This window comes from Actinomycetospora straminea, from assembly GCF_028737255.1.
In the GTDB taxonomy this organism is placed as follows: Bacteria; Actinomycetota; Actinomycetes; order Mycobacteriales; family Pseudonocardiaceae; genus Actinomycetospora; species Actinomycetospora straminea.
In genome coordinates, this window is record NZ_JAQZAN010000014.1 from 124,689 (window position 1) to 149,040 (window position 24,352).

Below are 24,352 nucleotides of genomic sequence, written 5' to 3' on the forward strand. Positions count from 1 at the left end.
GTCCACCGGGACCGTGCCCCCGCGCAGGTACGCTCACGCCTCGTGGCCGTCCCCGCACTCGCGCGCCAGGACGCCGACGACTCGGCGCCCGTGGAGCACGCGCCGTCCCCGCGCAGCTGGGGACGCGCGTTCGCGGACATCCGGGCCGCGATCGCCCAGCGCGAGCTCTGGGGCCACCTCGGCTGGCAGGACATCAAGCAGCGCTACCGCCGCTCGGTGATCGGCCCGCTGTGGATCACGATCAGCATGGCGGTCACCGCCGCCGCGCTCGGCGGGCTCTACTCGCAGCTGTTCGGCCAGCCCATCGGCACGTTCATGCCGTACGTGACCGTCGGGTTCATGATCTGGTACTTCATCAGTGCGTGCGTGCTGGAGGGCACCGAGACCTTCATCGCCAACGAGGGCCTCATCCGGTTCCTCCCGGCGCCGCTGATGATCTACGTGTTCCGCACGGTGTGGCGCCAGATCCTCTTCTTCGCGCACAACGTCGTCGTCTACGTCGTGGTGCTCGCGATCTTCTTCCGGCAGCTCGACGAGCCCTACCGCATGGTCAACATCGTGCCGGGCACCGCGGACCTGCCCGGCGTCCTGCACCCGGGTCTGAGCTGGTGGGCGCTGCTCGCGATCCCGGCGTTCGTGCTGATCGTGATCAACGGCATGTGGGTGACGCTGCTGTTCGGCATCATCTCGGCCCGCTTCCGCGACATCCCGCCGGTGGTCGGCAGCTTCATGCAGCTGTTCTTCACGATGACGCCGATCATCTGGACCACGGACCTGCTGCGCGGCGGCGAGCCGGGCAGCATCAAGGCGATCATCGAGCAGCTCGCGAAGCTGAACCCCTTCTACCACTTCATCGAGATCTTCCGGGCGCCGCTCGTGGGCCAGATGCAGAGCTGGACCCACTGGGCGGTCGCCGGCGGGATCACCGTCGTCGGCTGGGCGCTGGCGCTCATCGCGCTGCGCAACTACCGCTCCCGCGTCGCGTACTGGGTGTGAGCGCCATGGTCAGCATCGAGGTCCGCGGGGCCAGCGTCGAGTTCCCGATCTTCGACGCCAAGAACCGGTCGCTCAAGAAGTCCGTACTGGGCCGCGCGGGCGGGCGGATCAGCGCGCAGAAGGTGCCGGTGGTCGAGGCGCTGCGCGACGTCGACCTGACCCTCGGGCAGGGCGACCGCGTCGGGCTCGTCGGGCACAACGGCGCGGGCAAGTCGACGCTGCTGCGCCTGCTCGCCGGCATCTACGAGCCGACGCGCGGGCGGGCGAGCATCCGCGGCCGCGTGGCGCCCGTCTTCGACCTCGCCGTCGGCATGGACCCCGAGATCTCCGGCTACGAGAACATCCTCATCCGCGGCCTGTTCCTCGGCATGACCCGCCGCGAGATGGAGCGCCGCGTCGACGAGATCGCCGACTTCACCGAGCTCGGCGACTACCTGAACATGCCGCTGCGCACCTACTCCACCGGCATGCGGGTGCGGCTCGCGCTCGGCGTGGTCACCTCGATCGACCCCGAGATCCTCATCCTCGACGAGGGCATCGGTGCGGTCGACGCCGCGTTCCTGGAGAAGGCCCGCGACCGGCTGCGCGACCTCGTCGGACGCTCCGGGATGCTCGTGTTCGCCTCGCACTCCGACGAGTTCCTCGTCGAGCTCTGCGACACCGCGATCTGGATGGACGGCGGCGTCATCCGCGAGCAGGGCCCGCTGCGCGACGTCGTCAGCCACTACAAGGGCCGCGACGTCTTCGAGAACCTCAGCGCGGAGACCCTCGAGCGCCTCGATCGGGCGGGCAGCTCCGGGTGAGCCCCGACACCGCCGACACCGCCGCCGATACCGAGACCGTCACCGCCGTCGTCGTCACCCGGCAGCGGGCGGACCTGTTGGTCGACGGCCTCGCGGTGATCGCGAAGCAGACCCGCCGGCCCGACCACCTCGTCGTCGTCGACAACGGCCCCGACGAGGAGACCCGCGCGGTCGTCGAGAGCTGCGGGCTGCCCGTCACCTACCTGCCGTCGCACCACAACCTCGGCGGCGCCGGCGGCTACGCGCTGGGCATGCTCACCGCGCTCGCGCGCGGCACCGACTGGCTCTGGCTCGCCGACGACGACGGCCGGCCGGTCGACGAGCACGTGCTCGCGACCCTGCTCGACGTCGCGCGGCGGCGGGGGCTCGCGGAGGTCTCACCGGTGATCGCCGACATCGCCGACCCCGACCGGCTCGCGTTCCCCCTGCGCCAGGGCCTGCGCTGGATGCGCCGGCGCAGCGAGCTCGCCGCGTACGGCGACGAGGAGCTCCTGCCGGGGATCGCGCACCTGTTCAACGGCGCCCTGTTCCGCGCGTCGACCCTCGACGTCGTCGGCGTCCCCGACCTGCGGCTGTTCGTCCGGGGCGACGAGGTCGAGGTGCACCGCCGGCTGTCGCGGTCGGGCCTGCCGTACGGGACGTGCCTGACCACCGCGTACGTGCACCCCGACGGGTCGGCGGAGTTCAAGCCGATGCTCGGCGGACGCGTGCACGCCCAGGACCCGGGAGACGCGACGAAGCGGTACTACACCTACCGCAACCGCGGCTACCTGCTCGCCCAGCCCGGGCTGCGGAAGTTCGGCGCGATCGAGCACCTGCGCTTCGCCTGGTACTTCCTCGTCTCGCGGCGCGACCCGGCCGCGCTGCGGGAGTGGCTCGCGCTGGTCCGCCTCGGCCGCCGCGAGCGTTTCCTGCGCCGCTGAGGTCCCATCCACCTCACGCATCACCCACAGGTGCCCCACGGGGAGGTCCGCCTCACGGGGGCCACCGACCCCCCGACTAGCCTCGCAGCGTGCTGACCTCGGAACAGACCGTCAGCCCGGGGCGCCCGGGCGCGGATGTGTCCGAGACCCCGGACGGGGGGCGTCCGACCCGGGGCCCGCGCTGGTTGCGGCTGCTCGCGGTCGGGCTGGGCCTGCTCGGCACCGGCCTGGCGCTGCTGTTCCCGTTCCTGCCGGTGGTCCAGGACACCGCGACGATCACGTGGCCCAGCGCGACCACCGGCACCCGTCCGGTCGACGCCCCGCTGGTGGCCTACCGGCCCGAGACGATGAGCATCACCGTGCCGTGCCGGGCGGTCCAGGAGCTCGACGCGCGCTCGACCGGCACGGCGACGGTCGTCTCCACGTACCCGGTGCTGTCCGACCCGGGCGCGCAGGTCGGCATGCGCCTGACCGTGGAGAACGGCCAGCTCGTCCTCAACGACCGCGGCCAGCAGATGGCCAACGCCGCGGTGCCGCCCGGCGACTGCACGGTGCGGATCGTCTCCGACGCCGGCTCCACCCTCATCGACCTCGGCATCGGCCAGGAGATCCGGCTGCCGTTCGACGCCCGCCCGCAGGTCGTGGGGATCTACTCCGACCTCGACGACGGGCAGGACGACGTCGCCGGCGTCTCGGTGTCGATCACGCCGGACACGCGGTTCGAGACATCGCCGACGACGCTCAAGGTGCTCGCCGGCGTCCTCGCCGTGCTCGCCGTCGCGGGCGGGGTGTGGGCGCTGCACGCCCTCGACGTGCGCGCCGGCCGGCGGGCGCCGCGCCTGGCGCCGAAGGGCTGGTGGTGGCCGACCGGACGCGACCTCGTGGTCACCGCCGTGCTCGGCGTCTGGGCCGTCATCGGTAGCCAGACCTCCGACGACGGCTACATCCTCGGGATCGCGCGCGGGCGCGAGTCGGCGGGCTACATCGGCAACTACTACCGCTGGTTCAACGTTCCCGAGGCGCCGTTCGGCTGGTTCTACGAGCTCTACGCGCAGTGGATACGCATCGACGACTCGGTGCTGTGGCTGCGCGTGCCGTCGGTGGCCATGGGGATCGTGTCCTGGCTCCTCATCAGCCGCGAGATGCTGCCGCGGCTGGGCCAGCAGGTCCGCCGGTCGAAGGCCGCGGCCTGGGCCGCGGCGATGGTCTTCCTCGCGTTCTGGCTGCCCTACAACAACGGCCTGCGTCCCGAGCCGGTCGTCGTCATCTCCGCCCTGCTCGCGTTCTGCGCGGTGGAGCGCGGGGTCGCGACGCGCCGCCTCGCCCCCGTCGCGCTCGGCCTGCTCGCGGCGGCGTTCGCGGTCGCCGCGACGCCCACGGGCTTCATCGCCGTCGCCCCGTTCCTCGCCGCGGCCCGGCCGCTGTGGAAGCTCGTCATGGAGCGGGTGCGCTTCGGCGGCTGGCTGCCCGTCCTCGCGCCGGTGACGGCGTCCGGTCTCCTCGTGCTCGTCGCGATCTACTCCGACCAGACCTGGTCCGCGGTGTGGGAGGCCACCCGCCTGCGCACGCTGCTGGGGCCGAACTGGAGCTGGTTCCAGGAGGTCGTGCGCTACCAGTCGCTGTTCGGCACGGCGGCCGACGGCTCGCTCGCGCGCCGCTTCCCCGTGCTGTTGCTGATGCTCGGCATCGCCGTGTGCATGGTCGTGCTGCTGCGCCGCGACAAGATCGCCGGGGCGGCGCTCGGGCCGTCGCAGCGCCTCATCGGGTCGTCGGTCATCGCGTTCGTCGTCCTCGCCCTGACACCGACGAAGTGGACCCACCACTTCGGCGCGTTCGCCGCCCTCGGCGCCGGCATGGCCGCGCTGACGGCGCTGGCCACCTCGTCGGACGTCCTGCGCTCGCGGCGCAACCGCATGCTGTTCCTCGCCGCCCTGTTCGCGGTGCTCGCGCTGGCGTTCACCGGCCCGAACACCTGGTGGTACACGAACAACTGGGGCGTCCCGTTCGCCGGCGGGCCGCCGATCTGGGACGGCTGGCCCTTCGGCTACGGCCTCACCGAGCCGTGGCCGGTGTACACGCTGTGCCTCGGCGTCTCGGTGATCCTGCTGATCGTCGCGGGGATCGAGCACATCCGCGGCGTGCCGCGGCCCGACCCGCCGGCGCAGCCCGAGGAGCCGGGCAAGCCGTCGGCGGCGGCGTCCGCGATGGGCGCGGTGCTCGCCCCGCCCCGCGAGGCGCTCGGCAAGCTGCGCCGCACCCGCGGCGGCTCGACCGTCGAACGCCGGGCCCGGGCGCTTCGGGTGGGCTCGGCGCCGATCGCGCTGGTCTGCGCGGCGCTGCTCGCGTTCGAGATGGTGTCGATGACCGACGGCATCGAGGCCCAGGCCGGCAGCTTCTCCCTCGGCGGCGACGTCCTCGACCACCCCTTCGGCGGCAGCTGTGGCCTGGCCGACCGGGTGCGCGTCGAGGGCTCGACCCTCGCCGGCGTCCTGCCCGCCGCGCCCGCGCCCACCGGGCTCGCGCCGTCGGACCCCGGCGTGCTGCCGACCGTCGCCCCGCCCACCCCCACGACGGCCCCCGCCGCGGGCACGGACGGCTCGGACGGCTCGGACGGCTCGGCGGGCAGCGACGCGACCAGCGGCACCGACGGCGGCGGCACGACGACCACCACCCCGCCCTCGACGTCCACGACGCCCGGGGCCACCACCTCCGCCACGCCCACCCCGGCGCCGCTGCCGGCCAACACCGTGCCGGCGTCGGCGCCCGAGGCCCAGCTCGTCGAGCCCGGGCCCGCGAACTCCGGCTTCTCTCTCGCCGGCGCGAGCCCGCCGGTCGGCGGCGGCACCGGGGTGTCGGGCTACGAGTACTCGCTGCGCAACGGGCTCGCCGACGAGGCGCTCGGGTCCTACGACGACGCGGGCACGGGCACCGGCGTCCTGCGCACCGACTGGTACTCGCTCGACGACGAGCTGCGCGCGGGCACCACGCCGCTCGTCCTCACCGTCGCCGGGCGGCTCAACGGCGGCAACTTCCTCACGCTGCAGTACGCCGACCGCCTGCCCGACGGCCGCGTCCGCATCCTCGGGCAGGACCCGATCGACGACGGCCGGTTCGGCGAGCCGGGCTGGCGCGAGATCCGGCTCAACCTGGCCGCCGGCCGGGGCGCGCAGGCCGACGAGGTGCGGCTCATCGCCCAGGACCGCGCGCTGGGTCCCGACGGCTGGCTCGCGATCGCCCCGATGCGCGGACCCCAGCTCGTGCCGCTGACCGAGATCCTCGGGCCGGAGAACCCGGGCTACCTCGAGTGGCCGGTGCAGTTCGCGAGCCCGTGCCTGCGGCCGTTCGACGTGCGCGACGGCATCGCCGAGGTCGCGCGCTACCGCCTCATCGCCGACGCGAGCCAGCTGCGTCCCGGCGGCGTGAACTGGTCGTCGGCCAACGCCGGCGGGCCGCTCGGGTGGATCGAGGTCCTGGAGCGGCGCACCGAGCTGCCGACCTACCTCGAGGGCCAGCCCCAGCGCGACTGGGGCATCGTCGAGCGCCTCGACCCGTACACCCCGGACGCCGTGGCGCCGACCGTCATCCGCGGCCAGCGCGAGATCTCGGGGACCTACACCCCCGGGCCCATCGGCGACCCGCCGCCCGGGACGCCCTCGCCCTCGCGCTGAGCGACGCGCGGGGGGTTGGAGCGGGGGGTTGGCGGCGGGGGGTTTGGCAGCGAACGCGCTGTTCGCTGCCTCTAGGCGCGCGAACTCCCCGCTCGCGAGCGACGGAGCCTCCCCAGGCGCCGAGCGAACGGGGAGTTCCGGCGCGTAGAAGCAGCGAACCGCCCGTTCGCTGCGGTCCGGGGACAACGCCCGGGAGAACGCTCCGGGGCCGGGCCGGGGGCGTCAGTCGCGGAAGATGACCGTCCGCATGACGACGAAGTTGATCGTCGTGGCGCAGGCCTGGGCGATGAACCAGGACAGGAAGCCGGCGAGGGGGCCGGGGTCGATCGACGGCGCGTCCATGACGTGCAGCACGAGCGCGGCGACGCCGACGTTGACCGCGAAGGTCGAGCCGTAGAGCACCACGAAGCCCAGGAACCGCCCCGCGCCGCCCGAGGAGGAGGCGAAGGTGAAGCGCCGGTTGAGCAGGTAGGCCGTCGTGGTGCCGAGGATGAACGACACCGCCTTGGCCAGCGGCGCCCAGGTGCTCAGCGCGAGGAGCCCGGCGTAGACGCCGAGGTCGACGGCCGCGGCGACGGCGCCGATCGCGACGAAGCGCACGATCTGGGCCTTGAGGCCGAGCGGCGCGGGTCGCTCGCCGGTGTCGGGGCCGGTCACGGTCATGCGTCGAGGGTACGAGCCCCCGCACCCCGACCTCGTCGGGGTGTCGCGCGGGCGCGTCGATATCGTCGACACCCATGGCCGTGGTGGCAGCACAGGAGGGCCGGGCCGACCCGGCTCCCGGTGCGGACCCCCGCGACGAGTCCGCCGGGCCGCCGTGGCGCGGCGGCAGCCGGGCCGCGGGGTGGTGGCTCGCCGCCCTCGCGGCGATCACCGTGCTGCTCGGGCTCGCGATCCCGCTGGCCCCGGTCCTCGCCGACGACCCCGTCGTCACCTGGCCGAAGGCGGGCCAGCCGGCGACGTCGACGAGCCTGCCGCTGACCCCGTACCGCCCGCTCGCGCTCACCGCCGACGTGCCCTGCGCGGCCCTGCGTCCCGGCGGCGACGCCCTGCGCACCCAGCCGCCGTCGGCGGGCACGCCCGGCCGCGGCCTGACGCTGACCACGAGCGGCGGGCGGGTCGTCGTCACGAGCTCGGGCGACACCCTGGTCGACGAGCTGCTCCCGCTCGGCGACTGCACCTACCGCGTCGTCGCCGACCAGCGGGGCACGCGGGTGGAGCGCGACGGGCAGGTGCTCGTCGACCGGCCGGGGGCGCTGGTCCCGCAGGTCGCCGAGCTCGCCACCGACGCGCCGGGCACGCCGGGGCTCGGCGCGACCGTGCACACCGACGACCGCTACTCGTCGGCGCCGAGCGGGCTGAAGACGACGCTGCTCGTGCTCCACGCCCTCGCCCTGGCCGCGACGATCTGGATGGCGATGCGGCGGTGGCGGGGCCGCGGGCCGGGACTGGAGTGGCCGCGGTTCCACCCCGCCGACGCCGTGGTCCTGGTCGTGTCGGCGGCCTGGGTGGTGCTCGGGCCGCTGCAGAACGACGACTCGTGGTACCTCCTGATGGCCCGCAACGCCGGCCCGACGGGCTACATCGGCAACCAGATCTACATGTTCAACACGACGGAGAACCCGTTCGTGCTGTCGCAGTACCTCATGGCTGTGTGGGGGCACCTGGGCGAGGCGGTCGGCCTGCCCGGCTGGGGTCTGCTCTGGATGCGCCTGCTCCCGCTGCTGCTGGGACTCGTGACGTGGGTGCTGCTGCGGGTCCTGCTCTCCACGATCCTCGGGCGGGGCGGGCGGCTGCCCGGGGTGGCGTGGGCCCTCCTGCTCGGCCACCTCGCGTGGTGGCTGCCGTACGGGATGGCGCTGCGACCCGAGGTCGTCATCGTCCCGCTGGCGGCCGGGGTCCTCGTGCTGGCGGAGGTCGCGCGGCGCCGGGAGGCGGTGGGCCCGCTGGTGCCGGCGACCGCGCTCGCCGCGCTGGCGGTCAGCGTCTCGCCGTCCGGGCTCGTCGCCGCCGCACCGGTCGTCGTCGCCCTGCCGTGGCTGTGGCGCTGGCTCGTCGCCCGCGGCTGGCGCTCGCGGCTCGGCGCGGCCGGGGCGGTCATCGCGGCCGGCACGATCGCCATCCCCGTCGGGTTCGGCGACGCCACCCTCGGCGACGTCATCGAGGCCACCGACGTCCACAGCTGGTACTACCTGACCTTCCCCTGGTACGAGGAGTGGGCGCACTACCGGACGCTCATCGAGACCGGGACGTGGGGACGGCGTCTGCCCGTGCTGCTCACGGTGGTCGTGCTGGTCGTGGTGTCGATCGGCAGCGGCCGGCGCGGCCCGGTCGGCGGGCGGCTGCGCGACGCGACGCTCGGCGTGGCCGTCACCACCGCCGTCGCGCTCGGGCTGCTCGCGCTGGGCCCGACGAAGTGGGTCAACCACTTCGGCGCGATCGCGGCTCCGGCGACCGTGCTGCTCGCGCTGACCCTGCTGCACTCGCCGCTGCCGCGACGCTCCGGCGCGCTCGTCACCGGCGCGTCCGTGGCACTGATCAGCGGCGCGGCCGTGCTCGGGTTCGCCGGGCCCAACACCTGGAAGCCCTACAGCGACCGCGGGATGCCGTTCGGGGACCACCTCGACACCGAGATCTCCATGCTGGACCTCGAGTCGTTCGCCCCGCACTGGTACGACTACTACCTGCGCGACGTGTGGTGGTGGCTGATCCTCGCCGCGCTCGCCGCGGTGTGGGTGGCGTGGCGGCGGCGCGCGGGACGGCGCACGTTCGGCGTCACCCCCGAGCGCGCGGTCCTCGTGACGGCGACGACGACCCTCGTCGTGCTGATGGTCGGCGTGATGGTCGCGGCGCCGCTGTACCAGGGCAGCGGCTGGACCGTCGCCGGCAGCCAGGCCCAGGCCCTCACCGGGCGCGGCTGCGGCCTCGGCGAGGCGGCGACGGTCATGGCCCGCACGCCGCAGGACGTCGGGGACCCGACGACCCCCGACGCCGCGACCGGCGACTTCGCCCTCGCCGCCGAGGACCCGGCCCCCGTGCCGCCGCCGGGCCCGGGCGCGGTGTGGCACGACGAGGTCGAGCTCCCGCCGGGCGCCGACCCGACGACCTCCCCGCGGGGCATCACCGGCCTCGGCTCGCTGACCACCGGCTGGTACCCGCTGCCCGCCGTCGACCCGGCCGACCCCGACGCGCCGACCCACCTCACCGTGCCCGTCGCCGGCAACGAACCGGACCGCCAGCGGATCGTGGTGCAGTTCGGGTCGGGCGACGCGGCCGCGCCGGTCGAGGCCGAGTCGGTGGCCGTGACGCCGGCGGGCGGCTTCACCGCGCGCCAGTGGCAGGAGATCCCGGTGCAGCTGCCGGGCAGCCGGCCGACCGCGGTGCGCCTGCTCGTCGAGGACCGCGTCGCGGGGCCGGACAGCTCGCTCGCCGTCGCCGCGCCCCACCTCGCGCGGATGCAGCCGGTGATGACCCTCGCGACAGCCGAGGACCGCCCGCCCGAGCAGGTGGCGGGCGGGGCGTTCGCCGACCAGCTCTCGGCGGTGCTGTGGCCGTGCGTCGACCAGGTGGCCGTCAAGCAGGGCATCGCGCCCACCCCGACGCTGCGGCTCAACGCGGCCGAGAACACCCCGGAGTTCATCCTGACCAACCCGACCTTCGAGTCGTGGGGCGGCACGATGGTGCAGTCGGAGCGGACCTGGGCCACCGTGCGGCCGTACTCGACCCTGCCCGACGGCGGGGTGCCCGCGCTGCAGTGGGGGACGGTCGACCGCATCGTCTACGACCACCCCACCGACGGCTACGACCTGCGCGTCGACCAGGTCAGCCGGGGCGGGCTGGACCGGTTCGCGACGCTGGCGTCGGAGGCGTACTCCGGGCGTGAGTACCTCGGCTGAGCCGGACCGACCGCCGCGCCCGACCCTGCTGCTGGCCTCCGCGGTCCTGACGCTGCTGTGCGCGATCGCGTTCCCGCTCGCGCCGGTGGTCGCGCCCGTCGTCACCTTCACCTGGCCGCAGGGCGCCCCGTCGAGCGCGGCGGCGCTGCCGCTCATGCCCTACGAGCCGGTGGCCCTGGACGCGTCGGTGAGCTGCGCGGTGCTCGCCGCCACGCCGTCCGGGCAGGCGACGCTGGCGACGACCCCGCCGGGGACGCCGCCCGCACCGGTCGGGGGGCTGACGGTGCGGCCGGTGCCCGGCGGCGCGGTGGTGACGAGTGACGGCTCGGTGTTGGCGCTGGTCCCCCTGCCCGCAGGACCGTGCACGCTGACCGTCGCGTCGATCCCCGAGCGCACCACGGTGGCCCTCGACGGGCGGGTCGTCGCGGTCCGGGAGGGCGACGTGCGGCCGGTGGTCGCCGCGGTGACCACGCAGGCGCCCGGCACCGACGGCCTGTCGCTGCGCCTCCAGACCGACACCCGGTTCCAGACGACGCCGAGCGCGGTGAAGACGCTGCTCGGGGTCGGGGTGCTGCTGGGGCTCGCGGGGATGGTCGTCGCGGTGTGGCGCCGCGACGGGCGTGCGTTCCGGCGGCCGGGCCGGGTGCGGCCCCGGCCGGTCGACGCGGTGGTGACGCTCGCGCTCGCCGGCTGGGCGGTGGTCGGGCCCGCGACCGTCGACGACGGCTACATCGCCGGGATCCTGCGCTCGCGCGGCGAGAGCGGCTTCACCGGCAACGTCTACCGCTGGCTCAACGCCCCCGAGGCACCGTTCAGCTGGTTCTACGAGGCCACGCGCGCGTGGGCGTCGCTGGCGCCGGGGCCGGCGGCGTCGGTGCTGTGGCTGCGCGTGCCCGCGACCGTGCTGGGCGTCCTGCTCTGGGTGCTCCTGCGCCGCCACGCCCTGCCCCGCCTCGGGTCGGCGCTGCGCGGGCGCGGGGCGACCTGGGTGGCGGCGGCGGCCTTCCTCGCCTGGTGGGCACCGTTCGGGCTCTCGCTGCGCCCGGAGCCGTGGCTGGCGCTGGGCGTGCTCGCGGTGTGGGTGTGCGCGGAGCGGGCGATCGCGACCCGCGCGCTGCTCCCGCTGCTCGCGGGCGGGGTGATCGCCGGGTTCACGGTCGCGCTGACGCCCGGCGCGCTGCTCGGGCTGGCGCCGCTGCTGGTGGCGCTGCCGGCGCTGGCGCGGGCGGGGTCCGGGGTCCGCGAGGGCTGGACGCGGGCGCTGGTCGTCGTCGCGGGGCTCGCGGTGGCGGTGCTGCCGATGGCTGCCGACCAGTCGCTCGCGGGCCTGCTCGAGGCCACGCGGGTGCGCCAGCTGATCGGCGGCGGGCAGCCGTGGTGGCAGGAGCTCGCGCGCTACACGGTGCTGCTCACGCCCGGCGACGTGCAGGGCGGGCTCGGGGCGCGGCTGGCGGTGCTGCTGACGCTGCTGGCGGTGCCCGCCGCGGCGTGGGCGCTGGTGCGGGCCGGCCGGCGCGGGGTGGCCCCGGCGCCGGCGCGGCGGCTGCTCGCCGTGGTGGCCTTCGCGCCCGTGCTGCTGATCGTGAGCCCGACGAAGTGGACGCTGCACTTCGGCGAGCTCGCGGGCGTCGGGACGGCCGCGCTGACGCTGTTCGTGCTGCTGTGGTCGCCGCGGGTGGTGGCCGCGTCCCGGCGGCTGCGGGGGCCGGCGCTCGTCGTCGTCCTCGGCGGGTTCGGGCTGGTCACGACGCTCGTGCTGATCGGCTACAACCAGTGGGCCTACGCCTCGGCGTGGGGCGTGTTCTGGAACGACATCCCGCCGCAGATCCTCCGGGTGCCGCTCGGGAACGTGGCGCTGCCGGTGACGATCGTGGGCACGCTGGTGCTGGCGGTGCTGGTGGCCGTGCGCGGGGCGGCGCCGCGCCGGCTCGCCCGGGTGGTGGCGCCGGGGGCGCTCGCGCTGGTGCTGGTCGTCGTGGTGGTGGCGCTGCAGGGCGGGTCGTTCCTCAAGGTCACCGCCGACCGTCTCGGGACCTTCAGCTACGGCTCCGACGCGCTCGCGGCGCTGCGCGGGGACCCGTGCGGGCTGGCCTCGGACCTGGCGGTGGAGACCGATCCGCGGGCGGGGCTGCTGGCGCCCGGCTCCCCGAGCGAGGTGGGGGCTTTCCTGGCGTCCAGTGACAGCGTGGACGCCACGCTGGCACCGCGGTTCGTGCCCGGCGCGCCTCCGGCGGTGCCGTTGACGGTGGGCGGGGTCGAGCTGCCGGGGTGGGCCGCGCCGGCCGGGGTGGACCGCGGGCCCGCGCAGCTGGTGTCGGGCTGGTACGCGCTGCCGGCGGAGGCGCGCGAGCAGCGGGCGCCGGTGGTGGTGGCCGCGAGCGGGTCGCTCGCCCGGGGCGACGTCACCCTCGAGTTCGCCGCCTCCCCGGTCGAGGCGCCGGTCAGCCGGACCCCGGCCGGGCCCCGCGCCGGCACCGCGCCACGGGACCTGCGCGGCCTCGCCCCCGAGGGCGCCACCCTCGTACGTGTCCGCGCCACGAGCGCCGCCCGCGACGCCGACGACGCCCGCACGGCCACCCCGGCCGGGCAGGCGCCCGACCTCCCGCTCGCCGTCAGCGTGCCCCGGGTCCCGCGCACCGTCCCGTTCGACGACCTCGTCCCGCCCGGCAGCACCGCCCTGGTCGACTGGCCGGTCGCGTTCGTCTTCCCGTGCCTCCGCCCGCCCCCGCTGACCGGGGGCACGGCCGGCATCCCGCCCTGGCGCGTCACCCCGCCCGGGCTCGCCGACGCCGGCGAGATCGCGGTGTCGCCGACCACCGGCGGCCCGTTCCTCACCCCGCGCCTGCTCGTCGACGAGGTCCGCCTGCCCGTCTACCTCGACGGCGACCCGACCCGCGACGCCGTCGGGCTCGCCCGCTGGGTGCCGCGCCTGCCGCTCGCCACGCTGTCGCCGCAGGTCCGCGAGGAGACGGTGGCCGGCTGGGCGCGGGCGGGACGCGCGGGCGTCCCCGTCCTGGACACCCCCTAGACTCGCCCGGGATGCCGCGCTCCCAGATGACGCTCGCCGGGTGGGCCCGTACCGCCCCGAGTCGGGCCACCGTGCTCACCGGCGACGACGTCGCCTCCGACGAGGCGCTGAGCGAGGCGATCGCGACCGCCGGCGAGCGCGGCGTCATCGCCCGCGGCCTCGGACGCTCCTACGGCGACACGGCGCAGAACGCGGGCGGGCTGGTCGTCGACATGACCGCGCGCGACCGCGTCCACGCCGTCGACGCGTCGACGGGCCTCGTCGACCTCGACGCCGGCGTCTCGCTCGACCGCCTCATGCGCATCGCCCTGCCGTTCGGCCTGTGGGTGCCGGTGCTGCCGGGCACCCGCCAGGTCACCATCGGCGGGGCGATCGCCAACGACATCCACGGCAAGAACCACCACTCCCACGGCAGCTTCGGCGACCACGTGGTGTCGATGGACCTGCTGCTCGCCTCGGGCGAGGTCCGGCGCCTCGAGCCCGACGGCCCGGAGGCGGAGCTGTTCTGGGCGACGGTCGGCGGCATCGGCCTGACCGGCATCATCCTGCGCGCGACGATCCGGATGACGCACACCGAGACCGCCTACTTCGTCGCCGACACCGAGCGCACGGCGAACCTCGACGAGACGATCGAGCGGTTCTCCGACGGCTCCGACGAGGCCTACGACTACTCGTCGGCCTGGTTCGACTCGATCTCGACGGGGTCGAAGCTCGGCCGGGCCGCGCTCGGGCGCGGGTCGCTCGCGCGGCTCGACGAGCTGCCCGCGAAGCTCCGTCGCGACCCGCTGAAGTTCGACGCGCCGACCCTGCTCGACCTGCCCGACGTCTTCCCGAACGGGCTGGCGAACAAGCTGACGTTCTCGGCGATCGGCGAGCTGTACTACCGCAAGACGAAGAACGAGCGCGGCCAGATCCAGAACCTGACCGCCTTCTACCACCCGCTGGACCTGTTCGGGGACTGGAACCGGGCCTACGGCTCGAAGGGTTTCCTGCAGTACCAGTTCATCGTCCCGCTCGACGCCGAGGCCGAGTTCCGGGCGATCATCCGCGACATCGCGGAGTCCGGGCACGTCTCGTTCCTCAACGTCTTCAAGAAGTTCGGCGAGGGCAACCGCGCCCCGCTGTCCTTCCCGATGCCGGGCTGGAACATCTGCGTCGACTTCCCGATCGTCGACGGTCTCGGGGCCTTCTGCCGCTCGCTCGACGAGCGCGTGCTGGCCATGGGCGGGCGCCTCTACACCGCCAAGGACTCGCGCACCGACCCCGCGACGTTCGCCGCCATGTACCCGCGGCTCGACGAGTGGCGCAAGGTCCGCGACGCCGCCGACCCCGACGGGGTGTTCGCGTCGGACATGTCGCGCCGCCTCCGCCTCACCCCCTGAGGAGAACCATGATCGACGCCGTCGGCCACCCGACGTCGCTGCTGCTGCTCGGCGGGACGTCCGAGATCGGCCTCGCGACCGCCGAGCGCTACCTCGAGGGCGGCCCCGTGCGGGTCGTGCTCGCCGGGCGCCAGTCGCCGCGCCTCGCCGACGCCGCCGCCCGCCTCACCCGCGCGGGCGCGACCGTCGAGACCGTCGAGTTCGACGCCCGCGACGCCGCCGTGCACACCGAGGCGGTCCGCAAGGCGTTCGCCGGCGGGGACATCGACGTCGCGGTCGTGGCGTTCGGCGTGCTCGGCGACCAGGAGAAGGCCTGGCAGGACATCGACGCCGCCGTCGAGCTCGCCGAGGTCAACTACGTCGCGGCCGTCTCGGTCGGCGTCGCGCTGGCCACGGAGTTCCGCCGCCAGGGCCACGGGCACCTCGTCGCGCTCTCGTCGGTCGCGGCCGAGCGGGCCCGGCGCTCCAACTTCGTCTACGGCTCCACGAAGGCCGGGCTCGACGCGTTCTACACCGGGCTCACCGAGGCCCTGCGCGGCGAGGGCATCGGCGTCACCGTCGTCCGCCCCGGCTTCGTGCACACGAAGATGACCGAGGGCCTGTCCCCTGCGCCGCTGTCGACGACGCCCGAGGCCGTCGCCGACGTCATCGTCTCGTCGGTGGCGAGCGGCCGGGAGCAGGCCTGGGCGCCGGCGCCACTGCGCTTCGTGATGTCGGCGCTGCGCCACGTGCCGCGCCCGATCTTCCGGCGCCTGCCGCTCTGACGTCGCCCGGGTCGGGTGTCCGATCCGCCCGGTCCCGTTCGTCAGGGTGGTGACGACACCCCGACGACAGGGAGGAGCGCGGCCGTGGCCCGCTACGTGTTCCTGCTGTACGACGACGAGGACTGGTACGACACCGCCGACGAGCAGGGCGTCGCCGACGAGTTCGCCCTCCACGGGGAGTTCGTCGCCGCCGTGCGGGCGGCCGGCGCCGAGGTGCTCGGCGGCGAGGCGCTCGAGCGCTCCTCGTCGGCGACGACCGTGCGCCGCGGCGGCGACGAGCCCCTGCTGACCGACGGCCCCTTCGCCGACACCAAGGAGGCCCTCGGCGGCTTCTACGTCATCGAGGCGCCCGACCTCGACGTCGCGCTGCGCCTCGCCCGGGTGTGCCCGGCCGGGAACGTCGAGGTGCGGCCGGTGATGGAGACGCCCGGGGACGGCTGATGACCGCGGTCGACGAGGTCTTCCGCGGCGCGTGGCCCGTGGTCGTCGCGGCCACGGCCCGGCTGACCCGGGACCTCGACCTCGCGGAGGACTGCGCGCAGGAGGCGGTCGAGCGGGCGCTCCGGACGTGGCCGGCCACCCCGCCGGAGAACGGCACGGGGTGGCTGACCACGACCGCCCGCCGGATCGCGCTCGACCGCCTGCGCCGCGACGCGGTCCTGCGGCGGCGGCTCCCGCTGCTGGTGGAGCCGCCGGGTGACGACGACGACCCGGCGCCGACCGACCCGCTGCGCCTGGTCTTCACCTGCGCGCACCCGGCGCTGGCCCGCGCGTCGCAGGTCGCGCTGACGCTGCGGCTGGTGTGCGGGGTGGACGTCCCCGCGATCGCCGCGGTCCTCCTGACCGGCGAGGCCGCCGTCGCGCGCCGGATCACCCGCGCGAAGCAGAAGATCGCGACGGCGCGCATCCCGTTCCGGGTGCCGCCCGACGACGAGCTGCCCGCGCGGCTGGACGCCGTGCTCACCGTCGTGCACCTCGCCTACACCGCCGGGCACGTGGCCGTCCGGGGGCCGCTCCGCGACGCGGGGCTCACGGGCCGGGCGCAGGACCTCGCCCGGCTGCTCGTCCGGCTGCTGCCCGACGAGCCGGAACCGCAGGCGCTGCTCGCGCTCGTGCTGCTCACCGAGGCGCGGGGACCGGCGCGCACCGATCCCGAGGGCGACCTCGTCCTCCTCGCCGAGCAGGACCGGTCGCGGTGGGACCGGGCGCTCGTCCGGGAGGGCCTGGCGCGGGCCACCACCGCCGTGCGCCACCCGCGGCGCGGGCGCTTCGCGTGGCAGGCGGCCGTCGCCGGGCTGCACGCGGTGGCCCCGAGCTGGGCGGAGACCGACTGGGCGCAGCTCGTCACGGCCTACGACGCCCTGCTCGCGAGCTGGCCGTCGCCCGTCGTCGCCCTCAACCGGGCGGCAGCACGCAGCCAGGTGGCCGGCGCGGACCTCGCCGCGGTCCTGCGGGAGATCGACGCGCTCGCCCCCGACCTGCCCGGCTACCCGTACCTCCCGGCCGCGCGGGCCGACGTCCTCGCCCGGCTCGGCCGAACGGACGAGGCGGCCGCGGCCTACGGGACGGCGCTGGCGCTGACGACGAACCCCGTCGAGCGGCGGTACCTGGCGCGCCGGCAGGCGGAGCTCGCCCCCTGACCGGCGGCGCTCAGGCCGCGGCGGCTGCCGGTCGGGGGGGGGGGGGGGGCCCCCCCCCCCCCCCCCCCCCGCCCGGCGAGCGGAGGGCGGGGTGGCCTCCGCTCGCCGGGTCACCACGACGTCGCGGCGCGCGCTACCCCGGCGCCGCGACGGGTCCTTGTCCCGCATCCAGGCCTGCGCGGGCTCCTCGACGAAGCGGTACGCCAGGTGCGCCAGCGCCACCGCGAGGACGACCAGCTGCGGCACCAGGAGCGCGGCCGCCGCCGTGTCCGGGGCGAGGGCGGGGATGCGGGTCATGGCGACGAGCGCCACCTCGATGAGCAGGAAGTGCACGAGGTAGAGCGCGTACGAGATGCGCCCGCCGTGGCGCAGGGGGCGCGTCCCCAGGGCGCGGGCCACGGGGCCGTCGGTCAGCGCCAGCGCCCCGATCACCACCGGCATCAGCGGCGCGGCCAGGAACACCCGCGCGTCGGCGCTCAGCGTGGCGGTGGCGGGCGCCGTGGCGGCCCAGTAGACGACGACGCCGACCTCGGCGAGCGCGAGCAGCAGCAGGTGGTGGGCCCAGCGCGAGACGGTGCGGGTCCGCGGGACCCGGCGCACGACCAGCCACGTCAGCACACCGGCGCTGAAGCCGGCGGCCAGGCGCACGGCCCAGAAGCCGTCCCAGGAACCCTCGAGGGCGTTGAGCACCGCGATCCCGGCGGTCGGGCTGGCCGCCAGCACCGCGAGGACCGCCAGCACCGGGCGCGGCCGGCCCCGCAGGAACCAGGCACCGCCGGCCAGCAGCGGGAACGCGAGGTACGCCGCCCACTCCGCGCTGATCGACCACGCCGGCAGGACGAACGAGACGCCGTCGATGCCGCCCGTGTCCCACATCTGCGTCATCGTGAGCTGCCGCAGCCAGCTCACGGGGTCCAGGCCGGGCTGGGCGCCCTGCCACGTGATCACGCCGTCGCTCCCCAGGACGGCGCGCGCGGCGCACCACAGCCCGGCCAGGACCACCACGACCGCGTACAGCGGCCACACCCGCGCCAGCCGGGCCCAGACGAAGCCCAAGGCCTGGCGCCGGCGGGGCGCTCCCCGCCAGCGGTCGAGGTAGGAACGGGCGAGCAGGAAACCGGACAGGGCGAAGAACAGGTCCACGCCCAGGGGGCCCGCCGCGATCAGCGGGTCGATCGGCTCGAACCACCCGGCGTAGCCGGTGACCGGCAGGAAGCTCAGGTGGTGCAGCAGCACCCACACCGCCGCCACGGCTCGCAGGCCGGTCAGGGCGGGGATCTCCACGGTCGCCGGGCGCGGGGCGGGGCGGGCCGGCGTCGTCGGCCCGGTCTCCGTGGGGGTGGGCAGCGGGTCCGGGGCCGGGGCCGACGGCGGCCCCGCCGGGGCCTGCCGCGGCGTCGGGCCGGAGAACGGGTTCGCCAGCGGGGTCGGGACCGCGTACGCCAGGGGGCCGGAGACCGGGGCGACCGGGCGGGGCGTGAGGACGGTGAAGCGCGGGGCCGGGATGCGGGTGTCCGACGTGGCGGCCTCGCCGCGGTCGTCGTGCTCGCCCGGCCCGTCGTGGCCCTGCCCCACCACCGTCCGCACCGCGCCTCCCCGACGTCCCCGACCCGGGATGGCTCGTGCCAACCCTCGATCCGGTCAACGGCGCCGAGTGGCCGGTTCCTGATACTCCGATCGGTGGATTGGGGTGGCGAGCACTTCGATCCGGGAGTGGCCACGCGCTGTGCGATCGCTCTGCGTCACGACTGCCCGAACGGAGCAGTCACCGGCGAGTGGCGGTGACACCGGGTCGAGGCTCGGCGCCTCGGGGGCGCGGGCGCCCGCTCGCCGTGGCGGGCCCGGGAGGGCTGTCGCCATGACCTGCCCGATCGGAGAGTCCGGCCGTACCGCATGTTCGCCGTTGCCAATATTGTGCAACAGTGCCGTCCATGACGCTCGCGATCGCGCCGCCCGTCGTCCGTGCCGCGCGCCGCGAGGACCTGCCCGCGGTCGCGGTGCACATGCGCGGGATGCTCGAGCGCGAGCTCGGCGGCTACGACCCGCGGCTGCACGCCGACATCGACGACCTCGCCGGCACCTACCTCGGCCCGGTGGGCACGCGGCTGTTCGTGGGCACGGTCGAGGGGCCCGACGGCCCGGTGCTCGCCGGCACCGCCTCGGTGCGCGCCGGCGGGCCGACGCCGCGCTTCGTGCCGGCCTGGCTCACCGACCGGTACGACGGCCGGCGCGTCGGCCAGGTCTGCCGGGTGTGGGTCGACCCGGCGCAGCGGCGCCTCGGGGTGGGGCGCCGGCTCGCGGTCGAGGCCGCGCGCTGGGCGTTCGGCGCGGGGTACGAGACGGTCTGCCTGCACACCAACGCCTCGGTGCCCGGCGCGCTCGCGTTCTGGACGAGCTTCCCCGGCGCGGTGCTCGTGCACGACGCGCGCCCCGACCCCTGGTCGACCGTGCACTTCGAGCTCGACCCCGCGGGCCTGGGCGGCTGAGGTCGGTCGGTCCTGCCCGACGACCACCCGCTCGCGAGCCGGTGGCTTTCCTGACCTTGGACGTCAGCGTGGACGCCAGGCTGACACCACCCCGTGCGTCAGCGGTCCTGCTGGGGGATGCGGCCGGTCGGGCCGCCGGGGCCGGAGCGGGTGGACTGCTCGCGCAGGAGGTCGCGGATCTCGGTGAGGAGCTCGACGTCGGTGGGCTCGGCCGGGCCCACCTCCTCGCCGCGGCGCCGGCGCTCCTCGACGATCTTGAGCGGTGTGACGACGAGGAAGTAGATGACGGCGGCGGTGATGAGGAACGTGATGACCGCGTTGACGAAGCTCGCGTAGTCGAAGACCACGCCGCTCACGACGAAGGAGCCGGCGAGCTCGCCGCCGCCGGAGAACACCTGGATCAACGGCTTGAGGAACGCGTTCGTGAACGCCGTGACGACCGCGGTGAACGCGGCCCCGATGACGACCGCGACCGCGAGGTCGACGACGTTCCCGCGCAGCAGGAAGTCCTTGAAGCCCTTGAGCACGTCCTCGTTCCTCCGGCTCGCCGTCTCGGTGCGGCGCCGAGGATAGGGCCACCGGCGGGCACGCCCCGGGCACACACGCGGGCCCCGGCCCCCTCGGGGAGGACCGGGGCCCGTGCGGCGACGCCGGCCGAGACGTCAGCCGGCGTCGCCGCGGGCGGCCGGGCCCGGTGCGGGTCCCCTCCCCGACGGCGGGGGCTCGCACCGGGGTCTGGCGTCCACCCGTCGCGCGTGGGAACACCTCGTCCCGGTGACCAAGGCTCGGCGTCACGCCCCCGGGGAGGTGTGCTCGTGGGACAGGTCGGACCGTCGTCGGTTCGGGGCCGACGAGCCCGGCCGGGGTCTAGTTGTCGGCCTCGACAGCGTTGGCGCAGCTCTCGCTGATGCCCGCGCCCTGCTCGCTGCCCTTCTCGACCGAGCTGAGGATCGGCACGTTGCCGGCGACGTCCTGCACCGGCACCTGCACGCCGAGCGCGTTGACCGGCACGTTGTTTCCGCAGGCGTTGACGGGGACGATCGTCTGGGTGTCGCTGACGTTGACCAGGCCGGTCTGCTCGGTGCGGTCACCGTGGTGGCCGTCACCGGCGAAGGCCGCACCCGTGGTGCAGGCCAGGCCGGTGCCGATCAGAGCGGTCGCGGTCAGGGACCGTCGCAGTAGGTTCACGGTAGTTCTCCTCGTGTGAGAGATGGTCGACCCGACGGCTCGACGCGATCGTGGGGAGCGGACCGGTCGCGGCGAGCAGCAGGCGGGCTGCCCACCCGTCACCGGACCGGGGAGATCAGTCGTTGTCGGCGGCGACCTCGTTGCCGCAGTTCTTGGAGATGCCCGCGGCCTGCTCGCTGCCGTGCTCGGCCGGGCTGAGCACCGGGATGGTGCCGGCGACGTCCTGCACCGGGACCTGCACGCCGAGGGCGTTCACCGGGACGTCGTTGTTGCAGACGTTCACCGGCACGATCGTCTGGGTGTCGTCCACGTTGCCGAGCCCGACCTGGCTGTCGCCCTCCTGCGCGAACGCCGCACCGGTCGTGCTGGCGAGGCCGGCGCTGATCAGCGTCGCGGCGAGGACGGACTGACGGAGGAATCCCACTGTGCTGTCCTTTCGCACGGTTCTCCCCGTGCCGGGCGCAGCGGGGAGCCTTTCCCATCGGCACCGGGGTGCCGCGCGACGGACAGTAGCGATCGGTTGCACAGCGTCCGGACGATCGGGAAGCCGCACGTCAGAGCCATGATCACCCCCTCGTGGAGATCCTCGATCCGCCCAAGGAGGTGATCATTAGCCAGGCTCGGCATGAGATGTCGACGCCCCGTGGGAACCGACCGCGCGGTCCCCCACGACCGAGTGGTCCGCTCCGTGACGGAACGTCACCCTCACCGGCCCACTGCTCCAAGTGGGCGAACGCCGAACGGTCCGATCGCGGCGCCGGATGGTGTGTCGCGGCACGCGCGCCACCCACCGAGACAGGCCACCCGCCCGTCCGGGGGCGCGCACCTCGACGCCGGGCTCGCTACCGTTCGCGCGTGTCGTCCTCGACCACACCGTCCACGCCCCCGACGAGCACCCCCCGCGGCCCCCTCATCGCCTGGGCCTCCTGGGACTGGGGCGTGGCGTCGTTCCAGGCCGTCATCACGACCTTCGTCTTCACCGTGTACCTGACCGGCACCGTGGCCGCCGACGAGGCGTCCGGCTCGTCCGCGCTCGCGTCCACGATCGCGATCGCGGGCCTGCTCGTCGCGCTCGTGGCCCCGGTCTGGGGGCAGCGCAGCGACGCCGCCGGCCGCGAGCAGGGACGTCAGCGCCGCCTCGGGGCGCTGACGGCGGTCACCGTCGTCGCGACGGCCCTGATGGCCCTCGTGACCCCCGAGCCGTCCTCGCTGCTGCTCGGCCTGGTGCTGCTGGCGGTCGGCACCATCACCTACGAGCTGGCACAGGTCGAGTACAACGCGCTGATCTACCGCCTGGCGCCGTCCGGACGGACCGGCTGGGTCTCCGGGTTCGGCTGGGCCGCGGGCTACGTCGGCGGCATCGTGCTCCTGCTCGCGTGCTTCGTGCTCTTCCTCTCCGACAGCCCGGTGTTCTCGTTCGCCGAGCCCGGCGCGTCGGTCCGGGTGATCGCACTGGTCTGCGCCGTCTGGCTCGTGGTCTTCGGCCTGCCCGTCCTGGTCACGCGTTTTCCCTATCCGCCACCCCCCGGCGACGCGGACGCCGCGCAGGTCAGCGTGCTCGGGTCCTACCGTCTGCTGTTCCGGCGTCTGGCCGGGCTCTGGCGCGACGACCGCCACCTGCTCGGCTTCCTCGTCTCGAGCGCCATCTACCGCGACGGCCTCACCGCGGTGTTCACCTTCGGCGGCGTGCTCGCGTCGGGCACCTTCGGACTCTCCCCCGGCGAGGTGATCATCTTCGCGATCGTCGCCAACGTCGTGTCCGCGCTCGGCGCCCTGCTCGGCGGGTGGCTGGACGACCTCCTCGGGCCGAAGCTGGTGATCATCGTGTGCCTCGCCGCGCTGGTGCTCGTGGCGGCCGGGATGCTGTTCGCGACCGGGACCACCGCGTTCTGGATCGGCGGCGTCTTCCTCGCCCTGTTCGTCGGTCCGGCCCAGGCGTGCTCGCGCAGCTACCTCGCGCGCGTGGTGCCGCCCGGACGGGAGGGCGAGCTCTTCGGGCTGTACGCCACCACGGGCCGGGCGGTCAGCTTCCTCGCCCCGGCGATGTTCGCGCTGTGCATCGCGCTCTTCGGCACCCAGCGCTGGGGGATCCTCGGGATCGGGGTCGTGCTGCTGCTCGGCCTCGTGACCTTCCTGCCGGTGCGCGCCGTGCCCGGCACGGCCGCGGCCGGGCAGGCCGCGGTCCGCGTGTGAGCGGTCAGGACAGCCGGGCGCCGAGCCAGCGGATCAGGCGTGACCCGAACTCCGCCACGAGCACCCAGAAGACCGCGGCCATCCCGTAGTTCACCACGATCGCGAACGTCGGGTCGGCGAGCAGGAACAGGTCACGGAACGACAGCACCGTGGCGTCGGCGATCGCCCCGATCACCTGCGCGACGGCGTTCTGCGGGTTCACCCCGACGAGCGTCAGCAGGACGTACGCGGCGAGCACGACCGCGATGACGTAGCCGATCACCCGCACCACCGACGCGAGGACGGCGGCGACCTTCCACACCAGCTCGCCCACGTTCACCGGAGCGCGCTCCGACCGGCCGCGGGGCTCGTCGTGGTCCTCCCGGACCGGCGTCCGCGTCTGCGTCGTCGGGGCATCCGAGGGCGGCGGGTCGTCCGACGACCCACCCGACGACCCGCCCGCGCCGCTGTTCGGGCTGCTGTCCGAGCCGCTGTCCGGGCCGCTCCCGGAGCCGCTGCGCCCCGAGCCCCCCGACGAGCCGCTCGAGCCCTCCGCCGACTGCCGGCCCTCGCCGGAGGACGACCCGCCCGACTCCTCCGACGACCGGTCCGCGGAGGCCTCCGCGGACGTGTCGTCGGTGTCGGTGTCGGTCCCGCCCTCGGTGCGCTGCGCGCCCGCCTGCTCCGTCACGCCCGGCATCTTGGCACCGGTGTCGTGACGGAGCGAAGCGGGACACTCACATGGAGGTGGCGCCGTCGATGCTCTCGCGCAGGATGTCGGCGTGGCCGGCGTGCTGGGTCGTCTCGGCGATGATGTGCAGCAGGACCCGGCGCACCGACCACGACGTGCCCGGCTCCTGCCACGGGGCCTTCGGCAGCGGGTGCTTGACGTTGAGGTCCGGCAGGGTGGCCAGCGTCGCCTCGGTCCGTGCGGCGACCTCGTGGTAGTCCGCGACCACGCCGGCGAGCGTCTCGCCCGGCAGGAGCCGGAAGGCGTTCTCGCGCTCGACCAGCCACGCGGGCTTCTCGTCGAGGCCCGCGATGTAGGCCTCGAAGTCGTCGAGCGTCATGCCCTCGGGCAGCTCGAAGTCGTCCTCCGGCGACGCGCCGCTGACCGCGAAGTCCATCCAGCTCGCCTCGGTGGCCGCCACGTGCTTGATCAGCCCGCCGAGGCTGAGCTGCGAGACCGTCGGGCGCGACGCGGCCTGCTCGTCGGTGAGGTCGCGGGTGGTGTGGACGAGCCAGTGGCGGGCCTGGGCCAGCTCGGCGAGGAGGTCGGCACGCTCGTCGGCGTCGGTGGCGGTGTTGACCGATGTCATGGGGGCCTCCTGCGCGGTGAGGGCGGTCATCCGGGGCCTACCTTCCTCGTCGTCCCTGGTGAGAGGAAAGCTACGGAGGGAGGCGGA

General features: G+C 75.0%; 18 protein-coding genes and 1 pseudogene. 12 read left to right on the forward strand and 7 right to left on the reverse strand.

Annotated elements, in window-relative coordinates:
- Window positions 1-42: 42 nt before the first annotated feature.
- From wzm to PH190_RS19390, 4 genes are all read left to right on the forward strand, one after another.
- A complete protein-coding gene (gene wzm / locus PH190_RS19375) occupies window positions 43-996 on the forward strand; it encodes a galactan export ABC transporter permease subunit Wzm/RfbD (protein ID WP_274233162.1) in 954 nt (317 codons plus the stop codon).
- Between the two features lie 5 nt (window positions 997-1,001).
- On the forward strand, window positions 1,002-1,799 hold the full coding sequence (gene wzt / locus PH190_RS19380) for a galactan export ABC transporter ATP-binding subunit Wzt/RfbE (RefSeq protein WP_274233219.1): 798 nt from the start codon (window positions 1,002-1,004) through the stop codon (window positions 1,797-1,799).
- Window positions 1,796-2,722, forward strand: a complete 927-nt coding sequence (gene glfT1, locus PH190_RS19385; RefSeq protein WP_274233163.1) for a galactofuranosyltransferase GlfT1 — start codon at window positions 1,796-1,798, stop codon at window positions 2,720-2,722. The genes wzt and glfT1 overlap by 4 nt, the downstream gene beginning before the upstream one ends.
- Before the next feature lie 89 nt (window positions 2,723-2,811).
- Window positions 2,812-6,390 carry an arabinosyltransferase domain-containing protein gene (locus PH190_RS19390; RefSeq protein WP_274233164.1) on the forward strand — a complete coding sequence of 1,193 codons (3,579 nt, stop codon included), beginning with the start codon at window positions 2,812-2,814 and terminating at the stop codon, window positions 6,388-6,390.
- Between the two features lie 222 nt (window positions 6,391-6,612).
- Here the strand turns inward: PH190_RS19390 and PH190_RS19395 are convergent, their stop codons facing one another.
- The gene (locus PH190_RS19395) at window positions 6,613-7,053 is read right to left on the reverse strand and encodes a GtrA family protein (protein WP_274233165.1); all 441 of its coding nucleotides are present in this window, start codon (window positions 7,051-7,053) and stop codon (window positions 6,613-6,615) included.
- Window positions 7,054-7,127: 74 nt separating this feature from the next.
- Here PH190_RS19395 and PH190_RS19400 point away from each other — a divergent pair, with 74 nt between their 5' ends.
- The 6 genes from PH190_RS19400 to PH190_RS19425 all read left to right on the forward strand — a co-directional run bounded on the left by PH190_RS19400 (window position 7,128) and on the right by PH190_RS19425 (window position 17,100).
- Window positions 7,128-10,286, forward strand: coding sequence for an arabinosyltransferase domain-containing protein (locus PH190_RS19400; protein WP_274233166.1), 3,159 nt, complete (start codon window positions 7,128-7,130; stop codon window positions 10,284-10,286).
- Entirely contained in the window at window positions 10,270-13,314 is a 3,045-nt protein-coding gene (locus tag PH190_RS19405; RefSeq protein ID WP_274233167.1) for an arabinosyltransferase domain-containing protein, read from the forward strand. Before PH190_RS19400 ends, PH190_RS19405 begins: the two co-directional genes overlap by 17 nt.
- 11 nt (window positions 13,315-13,325) lie before the next feature.
- Complete coding sequence (locus PH190_RS19410) at window positions 13,326-14,696, forward strand: decaprenylphosphoryl-beta-D-ribose oxidase (RefSeq protein ID WP_274233168.1); 1,371 nt, start codon at window positions 13,326-13,328, stop codon at window positions 14,694-14,696.
- Between the two features lie 8 nt (window positions 14,697-14,704).
- The gene (locus PH190_RS19415; protein ID WP_274233169.1) at window positions 14,705-15,460 is read left to right on the forward strand and encodes a decaprenylphospho-beta-D-erythro-pentofuranosid-2-ulose 2-reductase; all 756 of its coding nucleotides are present in this window, start codon (window positions 14,705-14,707) and stop codon (window positions 15,458-15,460) included.
- Window positions 15,461-15,544: 84 nt separating this feature from the next.
- On the forward strand, window positions 15,545-15,901 hold the full coding sequence (locus PH190_RS19420; RefSeq protein ID WP_274233170.1) for a YciI family protein: 357 nt from the start codon (window positions 15,545-15,547) through the stop codon (window positions 15,899-15,901).
- Window positions 15,901-17,100, forward strand: coding sequence for an RNA polymerase sigma factor (locus PH190_RS19425; protein WP_274233171.1), 1,200 nt, complete (start codon window positions 15,901-15,903; stop codon window positions 17,098-17,100). The genes PH190_RS19420 and PH190_RS19425 overlap by 1 nt, the downstream gene beginning before the upstream one ends.
- Before the next feature lie 222 nt (window positions 17,101-17,322).
- Here the strand turns inward: PH190_RS19425 and PH190_RS30855 are convergent.
- Window positions 17,323-18,687 (reverse strand): annotated as a pseudogene (locus PH190_RS30855) (acyltransferase family protein); the annotation flags it as partial.
- 344 nt (window positions 18,688-19,031) lie between these two features.
- Here PH190_RS30855 and PH190_RS19430 point away from each other — a divergent pair.
- Window positions 19,032-19,586 (forward strand): GNAT family N-acetyltransferase, encoded by a 555-nt coding sequence (locus PH190_RS19430; RefSeq protein WP_274233172.1) that lies wholly within the window; start codon window positions 19,032-19,034, stop codon window positions 19,584-19,586.
- A gap of 98 nt (window positions 19,587-19,684) precedes the next feature.
- Here PH190_RS19430 and mscL read toward each other — a convergent pair whose 3' ends face one another.
- The 3 genes from mscL to PH190_RS19445 form a co-directional block, all read right to left on the reverse strand.
- Window positions 19,685-20,113, reverse strand: a complete 429-nt coding sequence (gene mscL / locus PH190_RS19435; RefSeq protein ID WP_274233173.1) for a large conductance mechanosensitive channel protein MscL — start codon at window positions 20,111-20,113, stop codon at window positions 19,685-19,687.
- Window positions 20,114-20,453: 340 nt separating this feature from the next.
- Window positions 20,454-20,774 carry a hypothetical protein gene (locus tag PH190_RS19440; RefSeq protein WP_274233174.1) on the reverse strand — a complete coding sequence of 107 codons (321 nt, stop codon included), beginning with the start codon at window positions 20,772-20,774 and terminating at the stop codon, window positions 20,454-20,456.
- Between the two features lie 115 nt (window positions 20,775-20,889).
- Complete coding sequence (locus PH190_RS19445; protein ID WP_274233175.1) at window positions 20,890-21,198, reverse strand: hypothetical protein; 309 nt, start codon at window positions 21,196-21,198, stop codon at window positions 20,890-20,892.
- Window positions 21,199-21,629: 431 nt separating this feature from the next.
- On the opposite strand from PH190_RS19445, the gene PH190_RS19450 reads away from it, so the two are divergent.
- Window positions 21,630-22,967 carry an MFS transporter gene (locus PH190_RS19450; RefSeq protein WP_274233176.1) on the forward strand — a complete coding sequence of 446 codons (1,338 nt, stop codon included), beginning with the start codon at window positions 21,630-21,632 and terminating at the stop codon, window positions 22,965-22,967.
- A gap of 4 nt (window positions 22,968-22,971) precedes the next feature.
- Here PH190_RS19450 and PH190_RS19455 read toward each other — a convergent pair whose 3' ends face one another.
- Both PH190_RS19455 and PH190_RS19460 read right to left on the reverse strand, forming a co-directional pair.
- On the reverse strand, window positions 22,972-23,637 hold the full coding sequence (locus PH190_RS19455; protein ID WP_274233177.1) for a hypothetical protein: 666 nt from the start codon (window positions 23,635-23,637) through the stop codon (window positions 22,972-22,974).
- Window positions 23,638-23,683: 46 nt separating this feature from the next.
- Window positions 23,684-24,295, reverse strand: a complete 612-nt coding sequence (locus tag PH190_RS19460; RefSeq protein WP_420791678.1) for a DinB family protein — start codon at window positions 24,293-24,295, stop codon at window positions 23,684-23,686.
- Between the last annotated feature and the right edge of the window lie 57 nt (window positions 24,296-24,352).

What these genes read in the sequence shown, in the direction of transcription:
- wzt (WP_274233219.1), top strand. Translation starts at nt 1,002, where the DNA reads ATGGTCAGCATCGAGGTCCGCGGGGCCAGCGTCGAGTTCCCGATCTTC.
- PH190_RS19395 (WP_274233165.1), bottom strand. Translation starts at nt 7,053, where the DNA reads ATGACCGTGACCGGCCCCGACACCGGCGAGCGACCCGCGCCGCTCGGC.
- PH190_RS19400 (WP_274233166.1), top strand. Translation starts at nt 7,128, where the DNA reads ATGGCCGTGGTGGCAGCACAGGAGGGCCGGGCCGACCCGGCTCCCGGT.
- PH190_RS19410 (WP_274233168.1), top strand. Translation starts at nt 13,326, where the DNA reads ATGCCGCGCTCCCAGATGACGCTCGCCGGGTGGGCCCGTACCGCCCCG.
- PH190_RS19415 (WP_274233169.1), top strand. Translation starts at nt 14,705, where the DNA reads ATGATCGACGCCGTCGGCCACCCGACGTCGCTGCTGCTGCTCGGCGGG.
- PH190_RS19425 (WP_274233171.1), top strand. Translation starts at nt 15,901, where the DNA reads ATGACCGCGGTCGACGAGGTCTTCCGCGGCGCGTGGCCCGTGGTCGTC.
- PH190_RS19430 (WP_274233172.1), top strand. Translation starts at nt 19,032, where the DNA reads ATGACGCTCGCGATCGCGCCGCCCGTCGTCCGTGCCGCGCGCCGCGAG.
- PH190_RS19460 (WP_420791678.1), bottom strand. Translation starts at nt 24,295, where the DNA reads ATGACCGCCCTCACCGCGCAGGAGGCCCCCATGACATCGGTCAACACC.